At 56.7% G+C, this 20734-nt stretch carries 18 protein-coding genes; 12 read left to right on the top strand and 6 right to left on the bottom strand.

Annotated features, from left to right (window positions below; all coding sequences use genetic code 11):
* On the top strand, nt 1-1003 hold a 1003-nt coding region (gene cax / locus VEI50_02740; GenBank protein ID HXX74024.1), incomplete at its 5' end, for a calcium/proton exchanger.
* Nucleotides 1004-1119: 116 nt separating this feature from the next.
* On the opposite strand, the gene VEI50_02735 is transcribed toward cax, so the two are convergent.
* Together VEI50_02735 and VEI50_02730 are read right to left on the bottom strand one after the other, a co-directional pair.
* A complete protein-coding gene (locus VEI50_02735; protein HXX74023.1) occupies nt 1120-1431 on the bottom strand; it encodes a hypothetical protein in 312 nt (103 codons plus the stop codon).
* 10 nt (nt 1432-1441) lie between these two features.
* Nucleotides 1442-2203, bottom strand: a complete 762-nt coding sequence (locus tag VEI50_02730) for a ParA family protein (protein ID HXX74022.1) — start codon at nt 2201-2203, stop codon at nt 1442-1444.
* Between the two features lie 222 nt (nt 2204-2425).
* Between VEI50_02730 and VEI50_02725 the strand changes: the two genes are divergently transcribed.
* The 4 genes from VEI50_02725 (at nt 2426) to VEI50_02710 (ending at nt 6536) form a co-directional block, all read left to right on the top strand.
* Nucleotides 2426-2689, top strand: a complete 264-nt coding sequence (locus VEI50_02725) for a hypothetical protein (protein HXX74021.1) — start codon at nt 2426-2428, stop codon at nt 2687-2689.
* Between the two features lie 342 nt (nt 2690-3031).
* The gene (locus tag VEI50_02720; GenBank protein HXX74020.1) at nt 3032-3241 is read left to right on the top strand and encodes a DUF5132 domain-containing protein; all 210 of its coding nucleotides are present in this window, start codon (nt 3032-3034) and stop codon (nt 3239-3241) included.
* A 226-nt stretch (nt 3242-3467) separates the two neighbouring features.
* Entirely contained in the window at nt 3468-5882 is a 2415-nt protein-coding gene (locus VEI50_02715; GenBank protein HXX74019.1) for a heavy metal translocating P-type ATPase, read from the top strand.
* A gap of 33 nt (nt 5883-5915) precedes the next feature.
* Complete coding sequence (locus VEI50_02710) at nt 5916-6536, top strand: hypothetical protein (protein ID HXX74018.1); 621 nt, start codon at nt 5916-5918, stop codon at nt 6534-6536.
* Nucleotides 6537-7013: 477 nt separating this feature from the next.
* Here VEI50_02710 and VEI50_02705 read toward each other — a convergent pair whose 3' ends face one another.
* Nucleotides 7014-7373 carry a hypothetical protein gene (locus VEI50_02705; protein ID HXX74017.1) on the bottom strand — a complete coding sequence of 120 codons (360 nt, stop codon included), beginning with the start codon at nt 7371-7373 and terminating at the stop codon, nt 7014-7016.
* 238 nt (nt 7374-7611) lie between these two features.
* Nucleotides 7612-8019 carry a hypothetical protein gene (locus VEI50_02700; GenBank protein HXX74016.1) on the bottom strand — a complete coding sequence of 136 codons (408 nt, stop codon included), beginning with the start codon at nt 8017-8019 and terminating at the stop codon, nt 7612-7614.
* Between the two features lie 650 nt (nt 8020-8669).
* Between VEI50_02700 and VEI50_02695 the strand changes: the two genes are divergently transcribed.
* Nucleotides 8670-9029, top strand: a complete 360-nt coding sequence (locus tag VEI50_02695) for a hypothetical protein (protein HXX74015.1) — start codon at nt 8670-8672, stop codon at nt 9027-9029.
* 85 nt (nt 9030-9114) lie between these two features.
* On the opposite strand, the gene VEI50_02690 is transcribed toward VEI50_02695, so the two are convergent.
* Complete coding sequence (locus tag VEI50_02690) at nt 9115-9705, bottom strand: carbonic anhydrase (protein HXX74014.1); 591 nt, start codon at nt 9703-9705, stop codon at nt 9115-9117.
* Nucleotides 9706-9776: 71 nt separating this feature from the next.
* Nucleotides 9777-11033, bottom strand: a complete 1257-nt coding sequence (gene pfp / locus VEI50_02685; protein HXX74013.1) for a diphosphate--fructose-6-phosphate 1-phosphotransferase — start codon at nt 11031-11033, stop codon at nt 9777-9779.
* A gap of 453 nt (nt 11034-11486) precedes the next feature.
* On the opposite strand from pfp, the gene VEI50_02680 reads away from it, so the two are divergent.
* From VEI50_02680 to pgm, 6 genes are all read left to right on the top strand, one after another.
* Entirely contained in the window at nt 11487-11609 is a 123-nt protein-coding gene (locus tag VEI50_02680) for a hypothetical protein (protein ID HXX74012.1), read from the top strand.
* A gap of 134 nt (nt 11610-11743) precedes the next feature.
* Complete coding sequence (locus tag VEI50_02675) at nt 11744-12646, top strand: fructose bisphosphate aldolase (protein ID HXX74011.1); 903 nt, start codon at nt 11744-11746, stop codon at nt 12644-12646.
* Nucleotides 12647-12722: 76 nt separating this feature from the next.
* Nucleotides 12723-13943 (top strand): acetate kinase, encoded by a 1221-nt coding sequence (locus tag VEI50_02670; protein HXX74010.1) that lies wholly within the window; start codon nt 12723-12725, stop codon nt 13941-13943.
* Between the two features lie 52 nt (nt 13944-13995).
* Nucleotides 13996-16404, top strand: a complete 2409-nt coding sequence (locus VEI50_02665) for a phosphoketolase family protein (GenBank protein ID HXX74009.1) — start codon at nt 13996-13998, stop codon at nt 16402-16404.
* 165 nt (nt 16405-16569) lie between these two features.
* Complete coding sequence (locus VEI50_02660) at nt 16570-19044, top strand: glycogen/starch/alpha-glucan phosphorylase (GenBank protein ID HXX74008.1); 2475 nt, start codon at nt 16570-16572, stop codon at nt 19042-19044.
* A gap of 37 nt (nt 19045-19081) precedes the next feature.
* Nucleotides 19082-20728: a phosphoglucomutase (alpha-D-glucose-1,6-bisphosphate-dependent) gene (gene pgm, locus VEI50_02655; GenBank protein HXX74007.1), complete on the top strand. Its 1647-nt coding sequence runs from the start codon at nt 19082-19084 to the stop codon at nt 20726-20728.
* Nucleotides 20729-20734: the final 6 nt, after the last annotated feature.

Raw genomic sequence — 20734 nt, 5'->3', positions numbered from 1 at the left:
GTACGGCGCCAGTCCGATCGCAATCTTTATTGCTTCCGCCCTCGCTATCGTGCCACTGGCTGGACTGATGGGGCAGGCGACGGAGCAGCTCTCAATTTATGTTGGAGCCACCATCGGCGGCTTGCTGAGCGCGTCTCTCGGAAACGCACCGGAGCTGATTATTTCCGGCTTCGCACTGAAGGAGGGGCTGAATGATGTTGTGAAAGCATCCATCACCGGCTCGATTCTCGGGAATCTGTTGTTCTCACTCGGGCTGTCGATGATCGTCGGAGGGTTGGGCCGCATACGTCAACGGTTCAATCAGACGGTCGCAGGCGTGAACGGAGGACTCCTGTTCGTGGCGGCAATCGGTCTGCTGATCCCGGCACTCTTTCATTTTGCCACCGGGAAAGAGCGTGAGGTAAGTACGGAGATCGCGATCGTCCTCTTTGTCGCCTATCTCTTGAGTCTGGTGTTCACGCTGAAAACCCATCGGCAGCTCATTGAAACCGAGCCGGGTGAATTCGGGCCGACGAAGGAACAGGTGGAGGAGGAAGACCGTTGGAGCAAGGGCAAAGCCATTACCGTTCTCGCGGGAGTCACGGTGCTGATCGCCGTCATGAGCGAAATTCTTGTCGGGGCGATCGAACCTGCCTCTACCGCACTCGGATTAACTCCGATCTTCGCCGGCGTCATTTTCCTGGCGCTGGTCGGGAATGCGGCAGAAGCGATGAATGCCGTGCGGTTTGCGAGGAACGATCAGATGGATTTGTCGGTTGGTATTGCGGTTGGAGCGAGCACGCAGGTGGCGTTGTTTGTCGCACCTGTCCTCGTATTCCTCGGCTACGTGATCGGGCAACCCATGGACCTTCATTTCTCGGTCTTCGAAATGGTCGCGATTGTGTTCGCCGTCGCCGTCGTCAGTCGCCTTACCTCCGATGGCGAGTGTCACTGGATGGAGGGTGTGATGTTGATGGCAGTCTATCTAATGTTTGCGATCGGCTTTTTCTTCCTGCCGCAGTGAGGGAACGACCGGACGGACCGGATCATCCAACCGCCAGCATGCTCTCGCAGCTGCATGCCGGTTCGTCGCAGCGGTGTGTCGGCGATTGCAGTAGAAGCGTTCATGAATAATGTGGGCTACAGCAGCACTGCCAACAAGATTGCTCCACCAGCCAACCATGCGATGTAGAAGTTCTGTTGCTCCAGCGACTGGATGCGATTGAGGAGGTCGGAAGGGGAGGGGGGCTGGGCAGCCGGTGAGGCTGGAACCGGTGCTGGGGTAGCCTTGACTCTTGGCTGGCTTCGGGGACTGGATGTCCGGGGGGTAGTTGCGATCCTTCCCCCGGAGTGACCGTCGGTTGAAGCAGGCGATTGGGTGTTTCGAGGCACGATGGGATTCGGCATGAGCGCGTCGAGCGGGTTTTCTCCGATCGTTTTTCGCTTTGCCATTAACTCCTCTTTATTGACTCTCTTGCTTCATGACGTCGGCGGCCAGCTTCCTGTAGTCAGCCGCTCCGTAGCAGAAAGGATCATACCGATTGATTGGTTGGCCGAATGAGGGACACTCAGCGAGACGAACATTTTCCCGGATTATTGCTTCGTACACGAGCGGACCAAAGCGGTTCCGGAGTTCCTCGAGGACTTCCTGCGCATGCCGTGTTCGCATATCGACTCGGCACGCGAGAATGCCCGCCAGTTTAAGTTTCGGATTCAATCGTTCCTTAACCACTTCGACGGCCTGAAGCAGCCGCGCAAGCCCTCCGAGTCCCAGCACATGGCACTCCACGGGAACAAGTACTTCCTTGGCCGCGACCAGTGCGTTGGTTGCCAGGATGCCCAGCGTCGGAGGACAATCGAGCAGGATATACTGCCATGGTCCCTCCAAGGCCGCGAGCCCACGATGCAGCGCCGATTCAGCACCTACTTCGTTGGCTAGGGCCTTCTCGGCTCCGATGAGCCATGAGGAAGAAGGGATCACCTCGACGCCTTCCGCTGTCGTCGGTTGGACCAGACCAGACATGGCCAGTCCATCGGTGAAGACGTTGAGCAGGGCTCGGCCACCATCTTTGATCCCGAGCCAGCTTGAAGCTGAAGCTTGCGGATCGAGATCCACCACGAGCACCCGCCTATCCTGCTTGCCCAGCGCCGCCGCCAGATTGACGGTCGTCGTTGTCTTACCGCTTCCGCCTTTTTGATTGATGATGGCGATAAGGCGCGTCACGACCGGTGGGCTCCTCGAATGTTCGCGCGTCTACCCAGTGAGGTGAGGCGCATTGTATCTGAGCTCATTCCGAGAGGCAACGGCGCACATCCTACATCATGCCTTGCCTGAAGACCGTTGAGCATGGCGTTCTTGACTCGATAAGTACGGATCAGCTATCGTGACGAGCCAGGCTGGTAGATATTCATGTAGAAGGGTCACCTGATCCTGAAGGAGGGAGTCGTGGAAGCATTGATCGGCGGCATAGTCGGATTAATCGTTGGTGCGGCGGCTACGCCCGTGGTCACGGGCATCGCATCAGGCGCGGGGTCGGTGTTGCGCGGGCTGACCAAAGAGATCATCAAAGGCGGGATCATCGTCCAGGAAGCCGTGTCTGACATGTGGTCGGGAGAATGCACCTATTTCAGCGATATCGCGAAGGAAGCGAGAGCCGAACTGGCTGCAAAGTCGGCGGGGGAGACTGTACCGGCCAAGGCGACGAAGTAATAGTTGGAGTCCATCTCCCAGGGTATATCCCTCTTCCCATGGGGCTGCGACTGCTCCTCTGGCAGCGATGGACCTACTATGGTCTCTCCGAGACAGGTCGTGTCTCTCGGGCCATGAGCCCGTTGTAACAGAGAATTAACCTTCCCACAGCCTCCCCATATCCAGTTAAAAACTTAAGTAGACTTCAAAGAGTCAGCCGCTGTATACTGCAACCTCTTTTTTTGTTCTGGCCTTTTTTCCACTCCGCCATCGTCGTATTCTTTATATTTGTCGTTAGGAACAAAAACCTGAAACACTTTTGTTCCAGCGTCTAGTGTTGTCACCAACTGAAGGAGGTCAGCTGTGGAACACAACGGCTCAGGGATCGGATCTATTTTCCGTCCCATTGTGAAGGAACTGATCAAGGGTGGTATCGTTGTGGCTGATGCGGTCTCTGAATTTGTCTCTGAAACGGGCGAGCAATTTAAAGATCTCCTGTCAGAAGCCAAGGCAGAATTGGAAAAGTCGAAGGGGCACGGACAAGAGACGGGCAAGACGGAGGGCAAGGAATAGCTCTCGATATCAGTCGCTCAGCAGGGTGTGATGAACATGCCGAGTGCGGAATGCAGGAGCCGGCTGCTTTCAGGGAAGGGGTATCATTTTTATGGAACACGTAACGACCGGAAAGCGTCCGCGGAAACTTGTCAAACGAGGCTTTTCAGAACTTGAGACCGACGGGAGGAAATCCGCTTCTCGCTCCAAAACAAATGGCACAGGAAACCAGCAGAATCCCCCGGATGTGACCAGCGTTCGTGTGACCTGCGTCGATAAGGCACGGATTACCCCCACCGAAGGGTTCGTTTCTGAAACCTCAGCTGTGTGGGTCCCGCTCAATGGAAGCGATAGAGACGCGCTCTCAGCCCTGATAGCCCACCAGATCCCGCAACAAGAAGATGCGGCTCGTTGTGTTGCGCCGGTTGCGACCGCTGAAACCCACGCGAAAGCCGCGACACGCACCGATACACTAGACGATACCACCGTGGTGCATGCGATCCCTGGACGTGTAAGGCTGCGGGTGCCGGCGCTCAAGACTTTGCCTGACCTGGCCGAGCCGCTGGAGAAGCTTCTCAGAGACCAACCTGGAGTGACCGATGTCAGTGTGAACGACTGGTGTTACAGTGTGACGGTCACTTGCGATCCCTCCGTCTGGACGACCGATAGGCTCTGCACCTGGGTCAGACTTCAGAGTGCTTCAGAAGTCGCCACCTATAATTCTGTCAAGGAACAGACCGATCAGTCACAGGCCCCGTCTGAAGAGGCGGGAAACGAACTCTGGTATTCGAGCGCCGGGTTCGGCGTCGCGCTGCTCGTCGAGCCGCTGGCGGCACCACTGGTGCCGGTGCTGCTCTTGCTGAGTGCCTTGCCGATGCTGAAGCGGGCCCATCGTTCGTTGTCGGAAGACGGCAAGCTGAATGTCGATGTGCTGGACGCCTCTGCGACCTCCCTGCTCGTCGTTCAAGGCAACTTTCCGATGGCGATCTTCATGGTCTGGTTGATCAACATCGCGGATTGGATTCGGGACCTCACGATGATGCGATCGAAGAAGGCCATTGAGGAGATCCTGGGGTACCAGAACATCGAGGCCTGGGTCGTGCGGGATGGACACAAGGTGCGGGTCAGCGTGGCAGAAATTCAACTTGGCGAGACCGTGGTCGTCTATACGGGCGAGCGCATTGCCGTGGACGGCACCGTGCTCAGCGGCAAGGCCTTGGTCGATCAGGCCGCGCTCACCGGCGAATCAGTTCCGGTCGAGAAGGAGGAGGGGAGTCTTGTCTATGCCGCAACGGTGGTTCGTGAAGGGAAACTCTATATCCGCGCCGAGCGGATCGGAAGTGAAACTGAGGCGGCGCAGATTCTCCGCCTTGTGGAGGCCGCGCCGGCTCGTGAAACCAAGATCCAGAATTACGCCGTCAAGTGGGCAAACGACTTGGTGCCCTACAGTTTTGCCGGCGGTGCCTTCGCTGGCATCGTGATGGCCGGCGGTCTCCAGGGAGCGGCTGCTGTTCTCATCATCGATTATGGAACAGGGATTCGGATCGCGGCTCCGACGACCGTGCTGTCCGCCATGACGAAGGCGATCCGGAACGGGATTCTGATCAAGGGAGGGCGGCACTTGGAAAGTCTCGCGGAAGTGGACGCCGTCGTGTTCGACAAAACCGGCACCTTGACCATAGGACATCCCGATGTTCTGGATGTCGTGCCGGTCAATTCCTCTACAGCTGATCAGGTGCTCGTGCTCGCGGCTGCCGCGGAAATGCGACTGTCGCATCCCGTTGCGGACGCCATCGTCCGCGCCGCCCAAGCCAGAGACCTTTTAATTCCGGAGCGGACCGCGTCGGATTACAGCCTGGGTCTCGGTGTCGAAGCGATCGTGGACGACTCGGTGGTGCTCGTCGGAAGCCCGCGGTTCATGACGCTCCGCGGAGTGGACTTGACGCCGGAAGTCCAGGGACATATCGCTCGGATGCAGCAACAAGCGATTTCCCCACTCTGCGTGGCGAAGGACGGGGCCGTCGTCGGATTACTCTCCATCTCCGACCCGCTACGGCCGGAGGCGGTGGACGTGATTCAGGCCTTGCGGCATCGGGGCATCAAGCACATCGTGATGCTCACCGGCGATCATAAGGACGTCGCCAAGAGAATCGCGGATGAGCTCGGAATCACTGAGTATGTCGCCGAAGTCTTTCCGGGAGACAAATCGGAGGCGGTCCAACGTTTGCAACGAGCGGGCTATAAGGTCGCCGTCGTCGGGGACGGAATCAACGACTCACCCATGTTGGCCTACGCTGATGTGGGCATCGCCGTCGAGGGAGGCACGGAAGCCGCGCGAGAAACGGCGCCGGTGGTCCTCTTACATGGAGGGCTCTGGAAAGTCCCCCTTGCGATCGACATCGGCCGCGAGACCGTCGCGTTGATCCAGCAGAATTGGAAGATCATTTCCATTCCCAACACCATTGCGCTTGCCCTCGCCTGCGTCGGGCTGCTCGGTCCGATCGGCGCGACATTGCTTAGCAACGGGTCGGCGATCGTCGCGACCATGAACGGCCTGCGTCCGATCATGGAAGATCGGCCAATCAAAGTGAATTCTCCAGTACATGAAAGTGCAAGGCTCCTGCCAGCACCTGAGGCTGAGAAGGTCGTCCTCGCGGGATGACAAGGTGTAGCCGACTTCGGATATAATTGATTCATGTCGATGGAACTCGACAGGCCGTTCGCTGCCACCCAGGTCGTCCATTCGATTCCTGGTCGCGTCCGGCTGCGCGTGCCGATACTCAAGACCGCTCGGCACGTGGCGCGCGGGCTCGAGGCACTACTCTCAACTCAACCAGGGGTCATTGAGGCGACCGCCAATACGGGGTGTCATAGCGTGACCGTTGTGTACGATGCATCCGTGTGGGCCTCGGAATCGCTGTGTCAGTTCCTGCAAGATCGCAGTCTGGAAGAACTAGAAGAATACGCAAATGCCGCTTTGGCGATCGAAGCTGCCAGCTCATCTTCAATGAACTGGTTGCAGCCGTGGCGATTCTTGAACACGACTGAAGGCAGCGACGGTTCGAAAGGTTCCCTTCAGACAGGCCAACCGGTTAAGTCCGGTTACTGGACGCTCGGATATTACAGCATGATCGTTGGGGCGGTTCTGGTGCCTGTGCCGCTGGTCCCAGGCATACCGTTCTTGATTCTATCAAGCTACTGCTTTGCCAAGGCCACCATCTGGAGGGAAGAAGAGAGATCCGAAGGCGCAGAGCAACTTCCCAAAGCAAAAGAGAAAGGTGTTCTCCCATCCGCTGTTGAGAAGACATATATATAATGTGGTTGGGTTTGTGACAAAAAAATGGCCACTCATGCTCGCAAATGAACATGAGTGGCCATTGTACGTAGGCCCTGCAGATAGTGCGGGCGCGCAGCCCTCAGGATGGTTGTCGGTCTTATAGGACCGCTACCGTCAAGAGGAATGCCGCGACTTCGAGTCCAAACCCAACGATGGAGAGCACAAATACGAGGCTATGCATGATTGGTCCTCCTTGCTTGATCCTTATGGGATCCGGCCTGATTTGAATCAAGCCTACATGAAAGCAAGCTGCGTGCCATCCGGTGAGGCAAACTGCAGTCCCGACCAAAACACGAAGCTATTTGAAACCGTGAAGTAAAGGCGAGACGCGAACCAGAAAATTGTGCGGAGAGAGGGAATCAATCGATCAACTGTATCGACACAAACACATAATCTGTGTTCTTATCGTTGGGAGAACTCGGCGCACCTCCCGTTGATGAAGTAGAATTTCCTCCGTCATTTCGGCACGGGTTTCATTAACTCCTCATCCGACAAGCGGCCTTCTTCAAACCGGATCGCCTTCTCCAACGCCTCGGTGGGAGATTCCCCATAGGCATAAATCCGGTATCCCACATAACCGACGGCGGCTCCGACCAGCAACTCGCCTACGCCAATCAGCATGGCGGCACCAGCACCCAAGCCTCCGGTAACGACCCCGCCAAGCCCCGGGGCGTGATGAAAGAATCTCCAGATTCCCCGGGCGGCGTCACCGATGCCTCCCTCAATACTCCGTAATCCGTAGCGGCCACCCTCGAAAGTCGAGGCGGTTGAGAAGGCCGTCTCTGTTTGTTTGCTCTGCCTTTTTTGTGTTGGCATACCCACCTCTCTAGAAGCCAGTTTTGTGATACGAGATCATATACTCTCATCTTTGGTAGTTTGTAAATGCCCAGCACGGGCTCATGGGCTCCCCAATCTGGTTCTCCATAGCATCACAACCCGTGCGTTGGCTGGTTGTGCCGGCTGTCACTCTTCGACCCAAAGTACCGCTCTACTGTCCTGCTAACCGGTCGAGCTGGGAGACCCCATTTGGGATTTAGATCAGGTCGCGGGGAAGTTATGGTTGAAGCGAGCGCCACTCCAACACTTCGCACTCCGTGCATGTTCCCAAAAGTTCCAGGACACGTTCCGGTCGACAGGCCACGCGATCCTCCTCGGTGACACCGTAGAACATATAAAAGACGCTGGGTCGGTAGCCGAGCGACAAGACACCGACGTTGCCAATCTTTCCCGTCCGTAGCAGGCGAATGATCTCAAGCGCTTCGGTATTGGTGTCCGTGTCAAACCAGATGGTATGGATTTTCTCGCGGGGCTCTTTGAGGGGGATAAGGATGGTGTGCTCTCTCTGATCCAGTCTGGCTTGGTCGAGGTCAAGGGCAGAGGTTGGCAGCACAATAGGGGGGAACATCTCACGAATTTTTTTCAGACAAGCGGATTCCTGATCGTCCTCCTTACGGTCAGGCATGGTCAGATCATATAAACTTCTCTTCGGGTTTGACGACTCTCGCCGTTGCACCAGGTGGGTATAGCCCTCCGACGCATTGGGATTCGGGCTCTGCGCTGGGTTCCCTGTCGCAGTGGAAAATGATCTGAAATGAGGATTGAGCGATTGACTTGCATGCGACATGAGTCGAGCGTTGGCGGAAGCTGTCAGCGCAAGGAGGATGCTCCAACCCAAAACCCAGAAGACAGCTATTTGCCGGAATCTTCGCGCATGACTTATCACAAAAACCTCGCGTTCTCTCAGGCGGGAGTCTAAAGATTTTCCGTGAAGGTGTTCGGGAAAAAACTCGAGATCAACAACGGACCATCGTGTCTCCTCGATGTGTGTGAGGATCTGTGCTTCTCCACGCCCTCAGGGGAGGATCGCCTCCTTTACCTATTTTCAATCTATGATCTTCGAGGATCTAGACTGGATACCAGGCCGGATATAGCCTCTGGTCGCTTACTTCTGCCCCAGACTCTCAGTACCGGCGCCCGCGATACCTAAGTCAATTCGGGACCGAGTGTAGCCTATCGTGGTCTGGCGGTGCAATTCCTGCCCAGCGGATTTACAAGTTTGTCGCATTTGAGATAGAGTAGGCGCCACAAGAATGGCCGGTCGAGGAGGCGGATATGCAGCAAGATGGCGCTGACAGGACGATGGATACGAAACCGGCCCCGTCGGGAGACTCTTGCTCAGGGAGCGACGTTCCCCTATTACGGGAACTTGAGGAAGGTATGGGCGCGGCCGGGCGCGCGGCATGGAGTTTCTTTCACACCCTTCCTTTTCACGGCGCGATAGTCGGTGGTGCCATTGGTCTCTACGCTGCCACAGTCTTCGGTGTCGCCGAACTGGCGGCCGCAGGCCTATGCGCTTTCGTCGCGTACAGGATGTCTGCTTATGGTGAGACATTGACTGAGGCGCTGGAAAACACCATAAAATTCGAAAAGGGCGAGCTCTCGAAAGAGGAGATCGACAAACCCGTTCTCTAGCAGAAGAGTAATGGAGGTTCGATACGGACCTCCGAGCCCCTCACCAATCCCGTGTCATCCGAGGCAATCCGCGTTCGTAGTCAGCTCATTCTAGTAACTCGATATCTCCGGTGTCCAAGTCATGTCGCGCGCCGACGATTTTCACCCGGTCGGCCTGGATGCTCGCCGCCAGCACCGGTACGTGAGCTTCCAGTTTTCTCATGACCAACCTGACATTGGCCCTTACCGCATTATCGATGATGTCTCCCGGTTGGTCTTTGACTTGCGCAACCGCCGGCATAATGGCGGCAATGATATCGCCCAAGTATCCGGGGCTTCCTTTGCCTGTGTCCATCGCCGCTACGGCTGCCTGCACAGCGCCGCACCGCTCGTGGCCCATGACCATCACTAATGGAATGTTCAGTTCCTCCAACCCGAATTCGATGCTACCGAAGACGGCGGTGTCGGGAACATGACCAGCTGTCCGGATCACAAACAGATCGCCGAGACCCTGATCGAAAATGATTTCGGGCGGGACCCGTGAGTCACCACATCCAAGAATCAACGCATATGGATGCTGGCTAAAGGCAAGAGTGGCGCGCCATCCTGCTTCCTGGTGCTGGTGTAGAGGCTGACTACTCAAATACCGCTTGTGCCCATCCAACAACTGACGGAGTGCTTCATCACTTGTCATCATCCGTTTGCCCCTGTGCTTTCGTAATGAAGGGCTCGCCACACCGTCGCCGAATTTACGACAAGACTCCGGGGCTATCTTCCCCGCTCGTGCGTGACAACAGGGCCGAATCGTTCCCGGAACATCTCAGGTGTGAGACCAACCACCTGAGCGCAGAGCGAGAGTCGATCCTTGTCTTCAAAGTCCTTTGAATCCAGGCGGATCATATAGCGGTGGGCGATCCGGTAGGGCTCTGCTGCAACATCCACCATGCGAACGCTTGTCCGTTGAGTGACTGGGTCGAGAATCGTGTCGAAAGGGATCGGTGAAAATTTTCCATTAACAACCGACACCATCGCCCCTGTGCCTCCCGAGATCAAGTATTCGGCCGCACTGCAGCCGAGGTCGCGACAATATTCCATATCGAACGGGATGGGATCGGCGCATCGCAATTCGAATCCGATGTCCTTGAGTCGGATGGTTGGAGCAAGACCATAGGGTTTCAACCGCTTAAGGACTTCTTCCTTCAGCGCTCGACCAAGGTCGAGATCCGCCAACTCCACATGGCCGTGCTCGTCGCGAGAGACGGACGCCAACGCGGTAAAATCCTCGGGATTCATAACTTCCGCGACTCCCTCGGCAAGGACCGCGACGCCATCCTCTCGTCCCTGACTCAACCGTTTGATAATCGCGCCGGCGAGAATGTCCGCGACTTTTGCGAGTCTGACTGGTCGCTCGGGAAACTCTTCCGGAATGAGAGTGAGCGTCGCTCCAGCCGCTTTGCCGATCCCCAAGGCGAGGTGGCCGGCCTTGCGCCCCATGGCCACCACGAAAAACCAGTGAGAAGTCGTTCGAGCATCTTCAAGGATGCTCTTGACCGCATAGGTGCCGACATGCCGGGCGGTCTGATATCCGAACGTGGGTACGCCTTCAGGAAGATCCAGGTCGTTATCGATGGTCTTGGGAACGTGGACGACTCGCAATCGTCCTTTTGCCGAACGTTCGAGCGTGAGCGCGGAGAAGCAGGTGTCATCCCCTCCGATTGTGATCAGCCCCGACACTCCGAGTTGCTCGAGGCTTTTCAACGACTGAGCAAGATGTGCGGAATTCTTGGTGGGGTTAGCGCGCGCAGTCTTGAGGATCGACCCGCCTCGAAAATGAAGTCGGCTGACCTGCTCAATCGTCAAAGGCGTGACCTTGCTCACATCGCCTTGCATGATCCACTTGAAACCCTGCTCGATGCCCAGGACTGTTTTGCCCTCCGCAAGGCATCGAATCGTCGCGGCGCTGATCACTCCGTTGATACCAGGCGCCGGACCTCCACCAACCAATATGGCGATTGTTTCGGCCATCGAAATTTCTCCTTCACGATCTGTTTGTATCGCGCTCGTTGCGTGTACTGAGTTTATACCGGGGTTGCCTGCCAGGACTATACCAGCAAACCCGACGACATTTGAAGGAAAGTGATTGGGGATTTCGCTAGAGCTAAGTCGCGAACATTTGGAAGAAGCTCATCGACACGAGCATAAATTCGCCTTTGTGCTTCCACACATATGAGCGCAATAGGGATTGGGGTATATTGGGACTTACTCGTTCATCTCTCTGTCGCCATCCTCCCCACCGTACCGTCTCCCAGCCAGTGCCTACGTAATAGTTTCTGAAGAGATTTTACGATCTTATAACCAAACGGTGATCTTCTTATGACTGTTTTATGGTGGTACTGCTCTTGCTCTGACCCTCTAAGAGTTGTATGGTCACATATTCTGGAACTGGTTTTATGTCGAATGGCGGGGCCATGTGGCCATATGACGATCATTGATCGCGAAGCATTTGAACCATCGGGAGACATTGACATGAAACGGCAAGAACTAGACCAAACCGCAACTGAGCTCGTGACGGACACGAAGGGGATTCTCGCAGCTGATTAAACGGTTCCCACGCTTACAGAACGCCTTGCGACGCTGAAGATTGAATCGACAGATGACAGTGGAAGAACGACAACGAAAGCAGGAGCTGCCAGTGCAGTCCTCAAGAAGGCCAGCTAACCATGGAGCAAGCATACATGAAAACTCTTAGCGTTCACGAACAACAACAGCAGCAAATGAAGACACATCCCGGATTCATTGCAGCGCTGGATCAAAGCGGGGGCAGCACGCCCAATGCGCTACGTCGCTACGGAATCAAAGAAGGGGCGTGGTCGAACGACAATGAGATGTTTGTCATCGTGCATCAGATGCGTACGCGCATCATCACCAGTCCGAGCTTTTCCGGTCAGCGGATTATTGGCGCCATCCTGTTCGAGGACACCATGGACAGGGATATTGAGGGGCGGTCTACTGCGGACTATCTGTGGAATGTGAAGCGAGTGGTCCCTTTTCTGAAAGTGGACAAAGGCCTTGCGTCTGAAAAGGATGGGGTCCAGTTGATGAAGCCCATGCCCGCACTTGCTGCCCTGCTCGACAAAGCCAACACGAAAGGTATTTTTGGAACCAAGATGCGCTCGGTCATCAAGGAAGCCAATGGTGCCGGCATCAAGGAGGTCGTGAGCCAGCAGTTCCAGCTAGCCCGGCAAATCATCTCCGCTGGCCTCGTGCCGATCGTTGAACCGGAAGTTGACATTCACTGCGGGGAAAAGGCCAAGGCCGAAGCGTTGCTCAAAGAGGCCGTCTTGAAGGCACTCAACGAGTTGCCGGCGAGTCAGTCGGTCATGCTCAAGCTCACACTCCCGGAGCAAGACGACTTCTATCTTGATTGCATCCGACATCCCAATGTGTTGAGGGTCGTCGCGCTCTCGGGCGGCTATACGAGGGAAGAAGCCAACGACCGGCTGCGCCGGAATCATGGCCTCGTGGCGAGTTTTTCGCGGGCACTGGTAGAGGGGTTGACGGCCCAGCAATCCGATGCTGAGTTCAACGCCATGCTGGACAAATTCATTCAGAGTATCTTTGATGCGTCCAACACTTAAGGCAAATGTCCTCTCCCAACCCTCCCCCCATATTATGGGTAGGGCAAGCGTGAGGGCATGAGACTTGAGCGCTGATATGCAGATTCTGGTGATCAACAGTGGAAGTTCATCGATCAAATATCGGCTTCTGGACGTTGTAGAGGATGGAGGAGGACCAAATCCTCCAGCGCTGCTCGAAGGCGTGATCAAAGGTATCGGTGGAGTCGCAACCTTTGAAGTGAATGGAGAAGACGCACAACGTTCGAAGACGACGTTGGAGATTCGGAATCATGCACAGGCGTTGCGCGTGCTGTTTGATCGTCTGGCCGGTTCTCTCGGCAAGATCGAAGCGGTCGGGCATCGGGTCGTTCATGGAGGAGAACAGTATGTGAAGCCCACGTTGATTACTGAACAGGTCGAGGCCGGAATCGACTCTTTGTCCGAGTTAGCGCCACTCCATAATCCGTCGTGTCTCGCAGGGATTCGTGGAGCCAAGGCAGTCTTGGGTCGCTCAATACCGATGGTGGCTGTGTTCGACACGGCCTTTCACCAAACGATGCCGGACGTGGCCAAACGATATGCGCTTCCGGCGGAGCTGGCTGACCGGTATCGAATCCGGCGGTATGGTTTCCACGGGATTGCACATGCCTCGCTCGCGAACGGCTACGCGACATGTACGGGGAAACCACTGACAGAAGTACGTCTGATCACCCTGCAGCTCGGCAACGGTTGCTCTGTCACTGCAGTTGCAAAGGGCCGCTCGGTCGAAACCTCGATGGGGTTCACACCCTTGGAGGGGTTGGTGATGGGGACACGTTCGGGTGATCTGGATGCGTCCATCGTGAGTTATCTGTCGGAGCGCGAGAAGGTCGAGGCGGCTGAAGTCGAGCGGTGGCTCAACGAGCGGTCGGGTCTCCTTGGAGTCTCCGGCCGGTCAAACGACATGCGGGAGCTGCTCCGTGTGGCCGAGCAGGAGCACGACAAACGGGCGCAGTTCGCCATCGACCTGTTTTGTTATCGGGTGCGCAAGTACCTCGGGGCCTATCTCGCCGTCTTGGATGGCGCCGATGCCATCGTGTTCGGTGGTGGGATCGGGGAAAACGCACCGGAAATTCGAGAGCGGATCTGCCAGAAGATGGAGTGGTGTGGTCTGAAGATGAACCGGGACCGTAATCGAGCGGCGGTGGGGCTCTCGCCTGGTCGTGCAGAAAAGATCAGCACGGATGACTCACGGTTGGCGGCTTATGTGGTCGCAGCGGATGAAGAAACCTGGATTGCAAGAGAGACAGTTCGCTGTGTGCGAGCCGCACATTTATAAACCAAAGGCGCTGGAAATCAGTCAAGCGAGGCCGTAACAGGGAGGAGAGAGCATGGGGAATTCATTGTCGCAAAAGGAATTGAAATTGATCGATGCCTACTGGCGGGCGGCGAACTATCTGTCGGTCGGGCAGATTTATCTGTATGACAACCCGCTGCTGAAAAAGCCGTTGACGAAAGAACATGTCAAACCCCGGTTGCTTGGGCACTGGGGAACCACCCCTGGGCTGAATTTCATCTACGCCCATCTGAATCGAGTGATCAAGCAGCGGGATCTGAACATGATCTACATCATCGGTCCCGGCCACGGCGGTCCGGGCATCGTCGCCAATGCCTATCTGGAAAGCACCTACAGTGAAGTGTACCCAAACATCTCACAAGACGAAGAGGGCATGAAGCGATTGTTCAAGCAGTTCTCGTTTCCCGGAGGCATTCCCAGCCACGTAGCACCGGAAACACCCGGTTCGATTCATGAGGGAGGCGAATTGGGTTACGCCGTGTCCCACGCGTACGGGGCGGCATACGATAATCCTAACCTGATCGTCGCCTGTGTCGTCGGCGACGGCGAGGCTGAAACCGGAGCGCTGGCAACCTCATGGCACTCCAACAAGTTTCTCAATCCCGTCTCCGATGGTGTGGTGCTTCCGATCCTGCACTTGAATGGGTACAAAATCGCCAATCCCTGCGTGCTGGCCCGCATCAGTCACCAAGAATTGGATCAGCTCTTCCGTGGCTACGGCTACACGCCTCACTTTGTGGAGGGCAGTGATCCGGAGAAGATGCACCAACTGATGGCGACCACACTCGACAACATCCTCGACGATATTCATCGCATCAAGGCTGAGGCCCAACGGACCGGTGCCAAGAAGCGACCGCTCTGGCCGATGATCATCCTGCGCTCGCCCAAAGGATGGACCTGCCCGAAGGAGATTGACGGCAAGAAAACGGAAGACTACTGGCGAAGCCACCAGGTGCCGATGGGTGAAATGCACGAAAAACCCGCGCACATCAAGATCCTCGAGAAATGGATGAAGACCTACAAACCGGAAGAGTTGTTCGACAAGACCGGCCGATTGATACCAGAGCTCGCGGAACTGCCGCCGAAGGGCGACCGTCGCATGAGCGCCAACCCGCATGCCAACGGAGGTTTGCTGCTGAGAGACCTGTGCCTGCCGGACTACCGTGATTATGCCGTCAAGGTGACGAAGCCCGGCGCGGTTACGGCTGAGGCCACGCGCCACATGGGGAAATTCCTGCGCGATACGATGAAGTTAAATATGGGGAGCCGGAACTTTCGTCTGTTCAGTCCGGATGAGAACAACTCAAACCGATGGCAGGACGCGATGGAAGTCACCAATCGCACATGGATGGCCGATCGCTATCCGTACGACGACCATTTGGCTCCGGATGGGCGCGTGATGGAAATGCTCAGCGAACACCAGTGCCAGGGATGGTTGGAAGGGTATCTGCTGACCGGCCGACACGGGTTCTTTTCCTGCTATGAGGCGTTCATCCATATCATCGACTCGATGTTCAATCAGCATGCGAAGTGGCTGAAGGTCTGCCATCACATCCCTTGGCGCAGGCCGATCGCCTCGCTGAATTATCTCCTTTCGTCCCACGTCTGGCGACAGGATCACAACGGATTCAGCCATCAGGACCCGGGTTTCATCGATCACGTCGTAAACAAGAAAGCAGATGTCGTGCGTGTCTATCTGCCGCCGGACGCAAACACGCTCCTGTCCGTGACCGATCACTGTTTGCGCAGCCGCAACTATGTGAACGTCATCGTCGCGGGTAAGCAGCCTGCTCCACAGTGGTTGACGATGGACCAGGCGGTGAAACATTGCACGGCCGGCATTGGCATTTGGGAATGGGCCAGCAACGACAAGGGGAGCGAGCCCGATGTGGTGATGGCGTGCTGCGGCGACGTCCCGACGCTGGAAACGTTGGCCGCCGTGGATCTTTTCCGACGATACCTCCCCACGCTGAAGATCCGCGTCATCAACGTCGTCAATTTAATGAAATTGCAACCGCAGAGCGAGCATCCTCACGGGCTATCGGACCAGGATTTCGATGCGCTCTTTACCAAGGACAAACCAATCGTGTTTGCCTTCCACGGATATCCGTGGTTGATCCATCGGCTGACGTACCGTCGTACCGGCCATAAGAATCTGCATGTGCGCGGCTACAAGGAAGAAGGCACGACGAGCACGCCGTTCGACATGGTGGTGATGAACGATCTGGATCGGTTCCATCTGTTCGGCGATGTCATTGATCGGTTGCCACAGCTTGGGTCACGTGCCGCCTATGCCAAGCAAGCGATCGGCGACAAGTTGCTCGAGCACAAACAATACATCGCCAAGTACGGCGAAGACATGCCCGAGATCACCGACTGGCAATGGGGTCAGGGGTCTGCGGCGACGAAGCGGCGGAGTTCGACCGAAGGCGACAACGTATAAGCTCGTTGGTGAATCGTTCATCTCGTCTCAGGATTCGAGGCGGATGCACCAGCAGGTGCTCTAGAGTGTCGCCCTGGGAGAAGACATTGTCCACATGATGAGAGCGGGAGAAGGAAGCCACGTCGGCAGCGATGCCGCTTCCCTGAACCGCATCGCGGAGGCTGTATGAAACAAGAAGACCTGAAGGACATTCTTCAACAATATGGAGTCGGACCTATTCAATTTTCTGGCACGAACGACGCGCTCTACGAACGGCACCTGACGTTCGACCACGTCGTTGATGTCAAGAAGGCCGATTTGCGTGAGCAGTTTGAAGCAGCCGCACATTCGGTCCGCGATATCATTTCACAACGTTGGCTCCGGACGGAAGACACGTACGCCCAGAAGAACCCCAAGCGGGTTTATTACCTTTCAATGGAATTTCTCCTCGGGAAGTCCTTTGCCAACAATATCGTGAATGCCTTGCTCTACCCATTGGCCATGGAGGTCGCGAAGAAGAAAGGCCTCGACTCGCTGGCACTGTTTGAGATGGAGCCGGATGCCGGGTTGGGAAACGGGGGGCTGGGCCGGCTGGCGGCCTGCTTCATCGATTCGATGGCGACGATGCAGATTCCCGGCATGGGCTACGGGCTTCGCTATGAATACGGCATCTTCAAACAGACCATTAAGGACGGCTGGCAGTTCGAGCAGCCTGACAACTGGCTGCGGCGGCCCGATCCCTGGGAAGTAACCCGTCTCGAGGAAGCCGTGGAATTGAAATGGAACTGTTCATTCGAGATGCGGGATGGGGACCTACGCCTGGTCCCTGGTCGACCCTCCAGCGTCATCGGTATTCCCTTTGATCGTCCGATCGTCGGGTACGGCGGCAAGACCATCAACACTCTTCGGCTCTGGGCTGCGGCAGCACCGGATTACTTCGATTTCCAGCGATTCAGCAGGGGTGATTTCACGGCCGCATTGGCCGGCACGCTCGCGGCCGAGTCGCTGACTCGAGTGCTGTATCCGGACGACACCACGTATCGAGGTCAGGGATTGCGGTTCCTCCAGGAAACGTTCCTGGTCGGCTGCTCGCTGGCTGATCTCGTGCGGCGCTTCCGGCGCAGCAACACCGACTGGAATGCTCTTCCCGAGAAAGTTGCCATCCAGCTGAACGATACGCATCCGACGATGGCCGTTCCCGAGCTCATGCGGATACTGCTGGACGATGCCCATCTCGGTTGGGACCAGGCCTGGGACCTAACGCAACGGACTCTGGCCTATACAAACCACACGCTGTTGCCGGAGGCATTGGAGAAATGGCCGCATGAATGGTTCGAAATCATGCTGCCGCGCCACCTCGAAATTATTCACGAGATCAATCGCCGCCTGCTCGACACAGTCCGGACCCGCTTTCCGGGAGATGAGGGACGCGTGGCTCGTGTGAGTCTGGTGGAAGAAGGAGGCGTCCGCAGAATCCGCATGGCCAATTTGGCCATTGTCGGATCTCACAGCACCAACGGCGTGGCGGCCATTCACTCCGGCCTCTTACGCTCTATGACGGTCAAGGATCTCGCCGAGCTCTATCCCGAGCGGTTCAACAACAAGACCAACGGTGTGACGCCGAGGCGGTGGTTGCTGCTGGCCAACCCCGCACTTGCCCGAACGATCACCGACGCCATCGGCGATGGCTGGATAACTGACCTCAGTCAGCTGAACAAGCTTAAAAAGCTGGTTGGCGACAAGGGGTTCCGTGACTCGTTCCGCAAGGCGAAGCGCGAGGCAAAGTCGGCGTTTGCCCAGTGGCTCAAAACGACATCCGGGCAGACGGTCGATCCGGACAGCATCTTTGATTGCCAGGTCAAGCGCATCCATGAATACAAACGGCAACTGCTCAATGCGTTGCGCGTCGTCGTACTCTACAACCGGTTGCGGGAAAACCCGAAGCTGAAGATGACTCCGCGGACATTTTTCTTCGCCGGCAAGGCGGCTCCCGCCTATCACCTGGCCAAAGTGATCATCAAATTCCTGAACAATCTGGCCGGCACCATGGATGGAGATCCTATCGTGCGTGGAAGGCTAAAAGTTGTTTTCCTGCCAGAATATTGCGTATCCCTCGCGGAACGGCTGATTCCAGCCGCCGATGTCTCGAACCAGATTTCAACGGCCGGCTACGAGGCGAGCGGCACGAGCAACATGAAGTTCATGATGAATGGAGCACTGACGCTTGGCACACGCGACGGCGCGACCATTGAGATGGCAGAAGAAGCGGGCGAGGAGAATTTCTTCCTGTTCGGTCTGACAGCGGACCAGGTGGCCGGCAGCAGGGGCTGGTATAACCCGCACTGGCACTACGAGAACGAACCGGAGACACGAGCGGCCCTCGACCTAATCTCTACGGATTACTTCAGCCAGTACGAGCCGGGTGTATTCGCACCGCTGCTTCACGCGTTGCTCAGCGGCGGTGACCACTACATGCACCTCGCGGACCTCAAGTCGTATCTCGAGGCCGACCGACAGCTGTGCGACCTCTATGCGGACTCGGATGGATGGACGCGCAAAGCTATCTTGAATGTCGCAAGCTCCGGGAAGTTCTCCAGCGACCGCACGATCGCTGAGTACGCGGCCGGAATCTGGAACGTCAAACCATGCCCGATTCCGTAACATCTCCGCGCGGCGTCAACGAAAAGGATTGAGGACCATGGCGATCTCGCCCTTCGCAGGTAAACCGGCTACCAGAGACATGCTGGTGGATTTGGCCAAGCTCGAGCGGGAGTATTACGACCGCAAGCCGGATGTGGACGACTCCAACCAGTTGGTCAGCTTCGGCACCAGCGGGCATCGAGGCTCGTCGCTTCGTGGTTCGTTCACTGAAGCCCACATCTTAGCCATCACCCAAGCTATCTGTGACTACCGGCGCGGGCAGGGGACCGACGGTCCGCTCTACATGGGCAAAGATACGCATGCGTTGTCCGGGCCGGCTCAACGCACTGCGATCGAAGTGTTGAGCGCAAACGGAGTTACCACCATCATCCAACAGAACGACGGCGTTACGCCGACACCGGCGGTCTCCCGGGCCATCCTCTCCCATAACCGTGGCCGTCAGAGTCATTTCGCCGATGGCATCGTGGTCACTCCGTCCCACAATCCGCCGGAGGACGGGGGGTTCAAATATAACCCGCCCAACGGAGGGCCGGCCGATACCGACGTGACGAAATGGGTGCAGGATCGGGCAAATAATTTGTTGCGGGAAGGCAATACCGGCGTCAAGCGTCTGCCGTTCGAAAAGGCAATCAAGGCGCCGACTACGAAGCAAGAAGACTTTGTCATACCGTATGTGCAGGATCTCCGGAATGTGATCGACATGGATGCTATCCGCAATGCCGGCCTTGTTTTAGGGGTAGATCCGCTCGGCGGTGCCGCGGTGCATTACTGGGAACCGATCAACGCCGTCTACAAACTGAACATCACCGTCGTGAATCCGAAGGTCGATCCCACCTTTTCATTTATGACGGTCGATCACGACGGCAAGATTCGGATGGACTGTTCAAGCCCCTATGCGATGGCCAGCCTCGTCGGTCTGAAAGATCGCTATCGTGTTGCGTTTGCCAACGACCCGGACTCGGACCGTCATGGAATCGTCACCCCGTCCGCCGGGCTGATGAATCCCAATCACTATCTTGCCGTGGCCATTCGTTATCTGCTCACTCATCGACCGCATTGGCCCACGCAGGCGCTGGTCGGCAAGACCTTGGTGTCAAGCGGCATGATCGATCGTGTCGTAGCCAAGCTTGGCCGCAGACTGTGTGAGGTGCCGGTCGGCTTCAAGTGGTTTGTTACCGGCCTGTACGATGGTTCATTCTGTTTCGGCGGTGAGGAGAGCGCCGGAGCGAGCTTCTTGCGGCGGGACGGCACCGTCTGGACGACCGACAAAGACGGGCCGATCATGAATCTGCTCGCGGCCGAGATCACCGCGCAAACTGGCAAGGATCCGGGAGAGCACTACCGGGAGCTGACCGCTTCGTTCGGAAATCCCTATTACACGCGCATCGATGCGGCGGCGACGCCGGAGCAGAAGATGAAGCTGGGAAAGTTGTCGCCGGAAGCCGTCACTGCGTCGATGCTCGCCGGCGAGCCGATCACGGCGAAGTTGACCAAGGCGCCAGGCAATAACGGGTTGATCGGCGGTTTGAAAGTCGTCGCGACGAACGGCTGGTTTGCGGCCCGTCCCTCCGGCACCGAAAACATCTACAAGATCTATGCGGAGAGTTTTAAAGACGAACGTCACTTGAAGGCGATCGTGGCGGAAGCCCAACAGATCGTGCACGATTCCCTCGCGGGAGCCTAAGGCATC

The sequence above is a fragment of the Nitrospiraceae bacterium genome (assembly GCA_035623075.1).
In the GTDB taxonomy this organism is placed as follows: Bacteria; Nitrospirota; Nitrospiria; order Nitrospirales; family Nitrospiraceae; genus DASPUC01.
This window is presented reverse-complemented; position numbering and strand designations above follow the sequence as displayed.

Bases quoted from the DNA above. Each gene is read 5' to 3' on its own strand.
- VEI50_02735 (HXX74023.1), bottom strand. From the start codon at position 1,431: ATGGCAAAGCGAAAAACGATCGGAGAAAACCCGCTCGACGCGCTCATG.
- VEI50_02710 (HXX74018.1), top strand. From the start codon at position 5,916: ATGTCGATGGAACTCGACAGGCCGTTCGCTGCCACCCAGGTCGTCCAT.
- VEI50_02705 (HXX74017.1), bottom strand. From the start codon at position 7,373: ATGCCAACACAAAAAAGGCAGAGCAAACAAACAGAGACGGCCTTCTCA.
- VEI50_02700 (HXX74016.1), bottom strand. From the start codon at position 8,019: ATGCCTGACCGTAAGGAGGACGATCAGGAATCCGCTTGTCTGAAAAAA.
- VEI50_02695 (HXX74015.1), top strand. From the start codon at position 8,670: ATGCAGCAAGATGGCGCTGACAGGACGATGGATACGAAACCGGCCCCG.
- VEI50_02690 (HXX74014.1), bottom strand. From the start codon at position 9,705: ATGATGACAAGTGATGAAGCACTCCGTCAGTTGTTGGATGGGCACAAG.
- pfp (HXX74013.1), bottom strand. From the start codon at position 11,033: ATGGCCGAAACAATCGCCATATTGGTTGGTGGAGGTCCGGCGCCTGGT.
- VEI50_02680 (HXX74012.1), top strand. From the start codon at position 11,487: ATGACGATCATTGATCGCGAAGCATTTGAACCATCGGGAGACATTGAC.
- VEI50_02675 (HXX74011.1), top strand. From the start codon at position 11,744: ATGAAAACTCTTAGCGTTCACGAACAACAACAGCAGCAAATGAAGACA.
- VEI50_02670 (HXX74010.1), top strand. From the start codon at position 12,723: ATGCAGATTCTGGTGATCAACAGTGGAAGTTCATCGATCAAATATCGG.
- VEI50_02665 (HXX74009.1), top strand. From the start codon at position 13,996: ATGGGGAATTCATTGTCGCAAAAGGAATTGAAATTGATCGATGCCTAC.
- VEI50_02660 (HXX74008.1), top strand. From the start codon at position 16,570: ATGAAACAAGAAGACCTGAAGGACATTCTTCAACAATATGGAGTCGGA.
- pgm (HXX74007.1), top strand. From the start codon at position 19,082: ATGGCGATCTCGCCCTTCGCAGGTAAACCGGCTACCAGAGACATGCTG.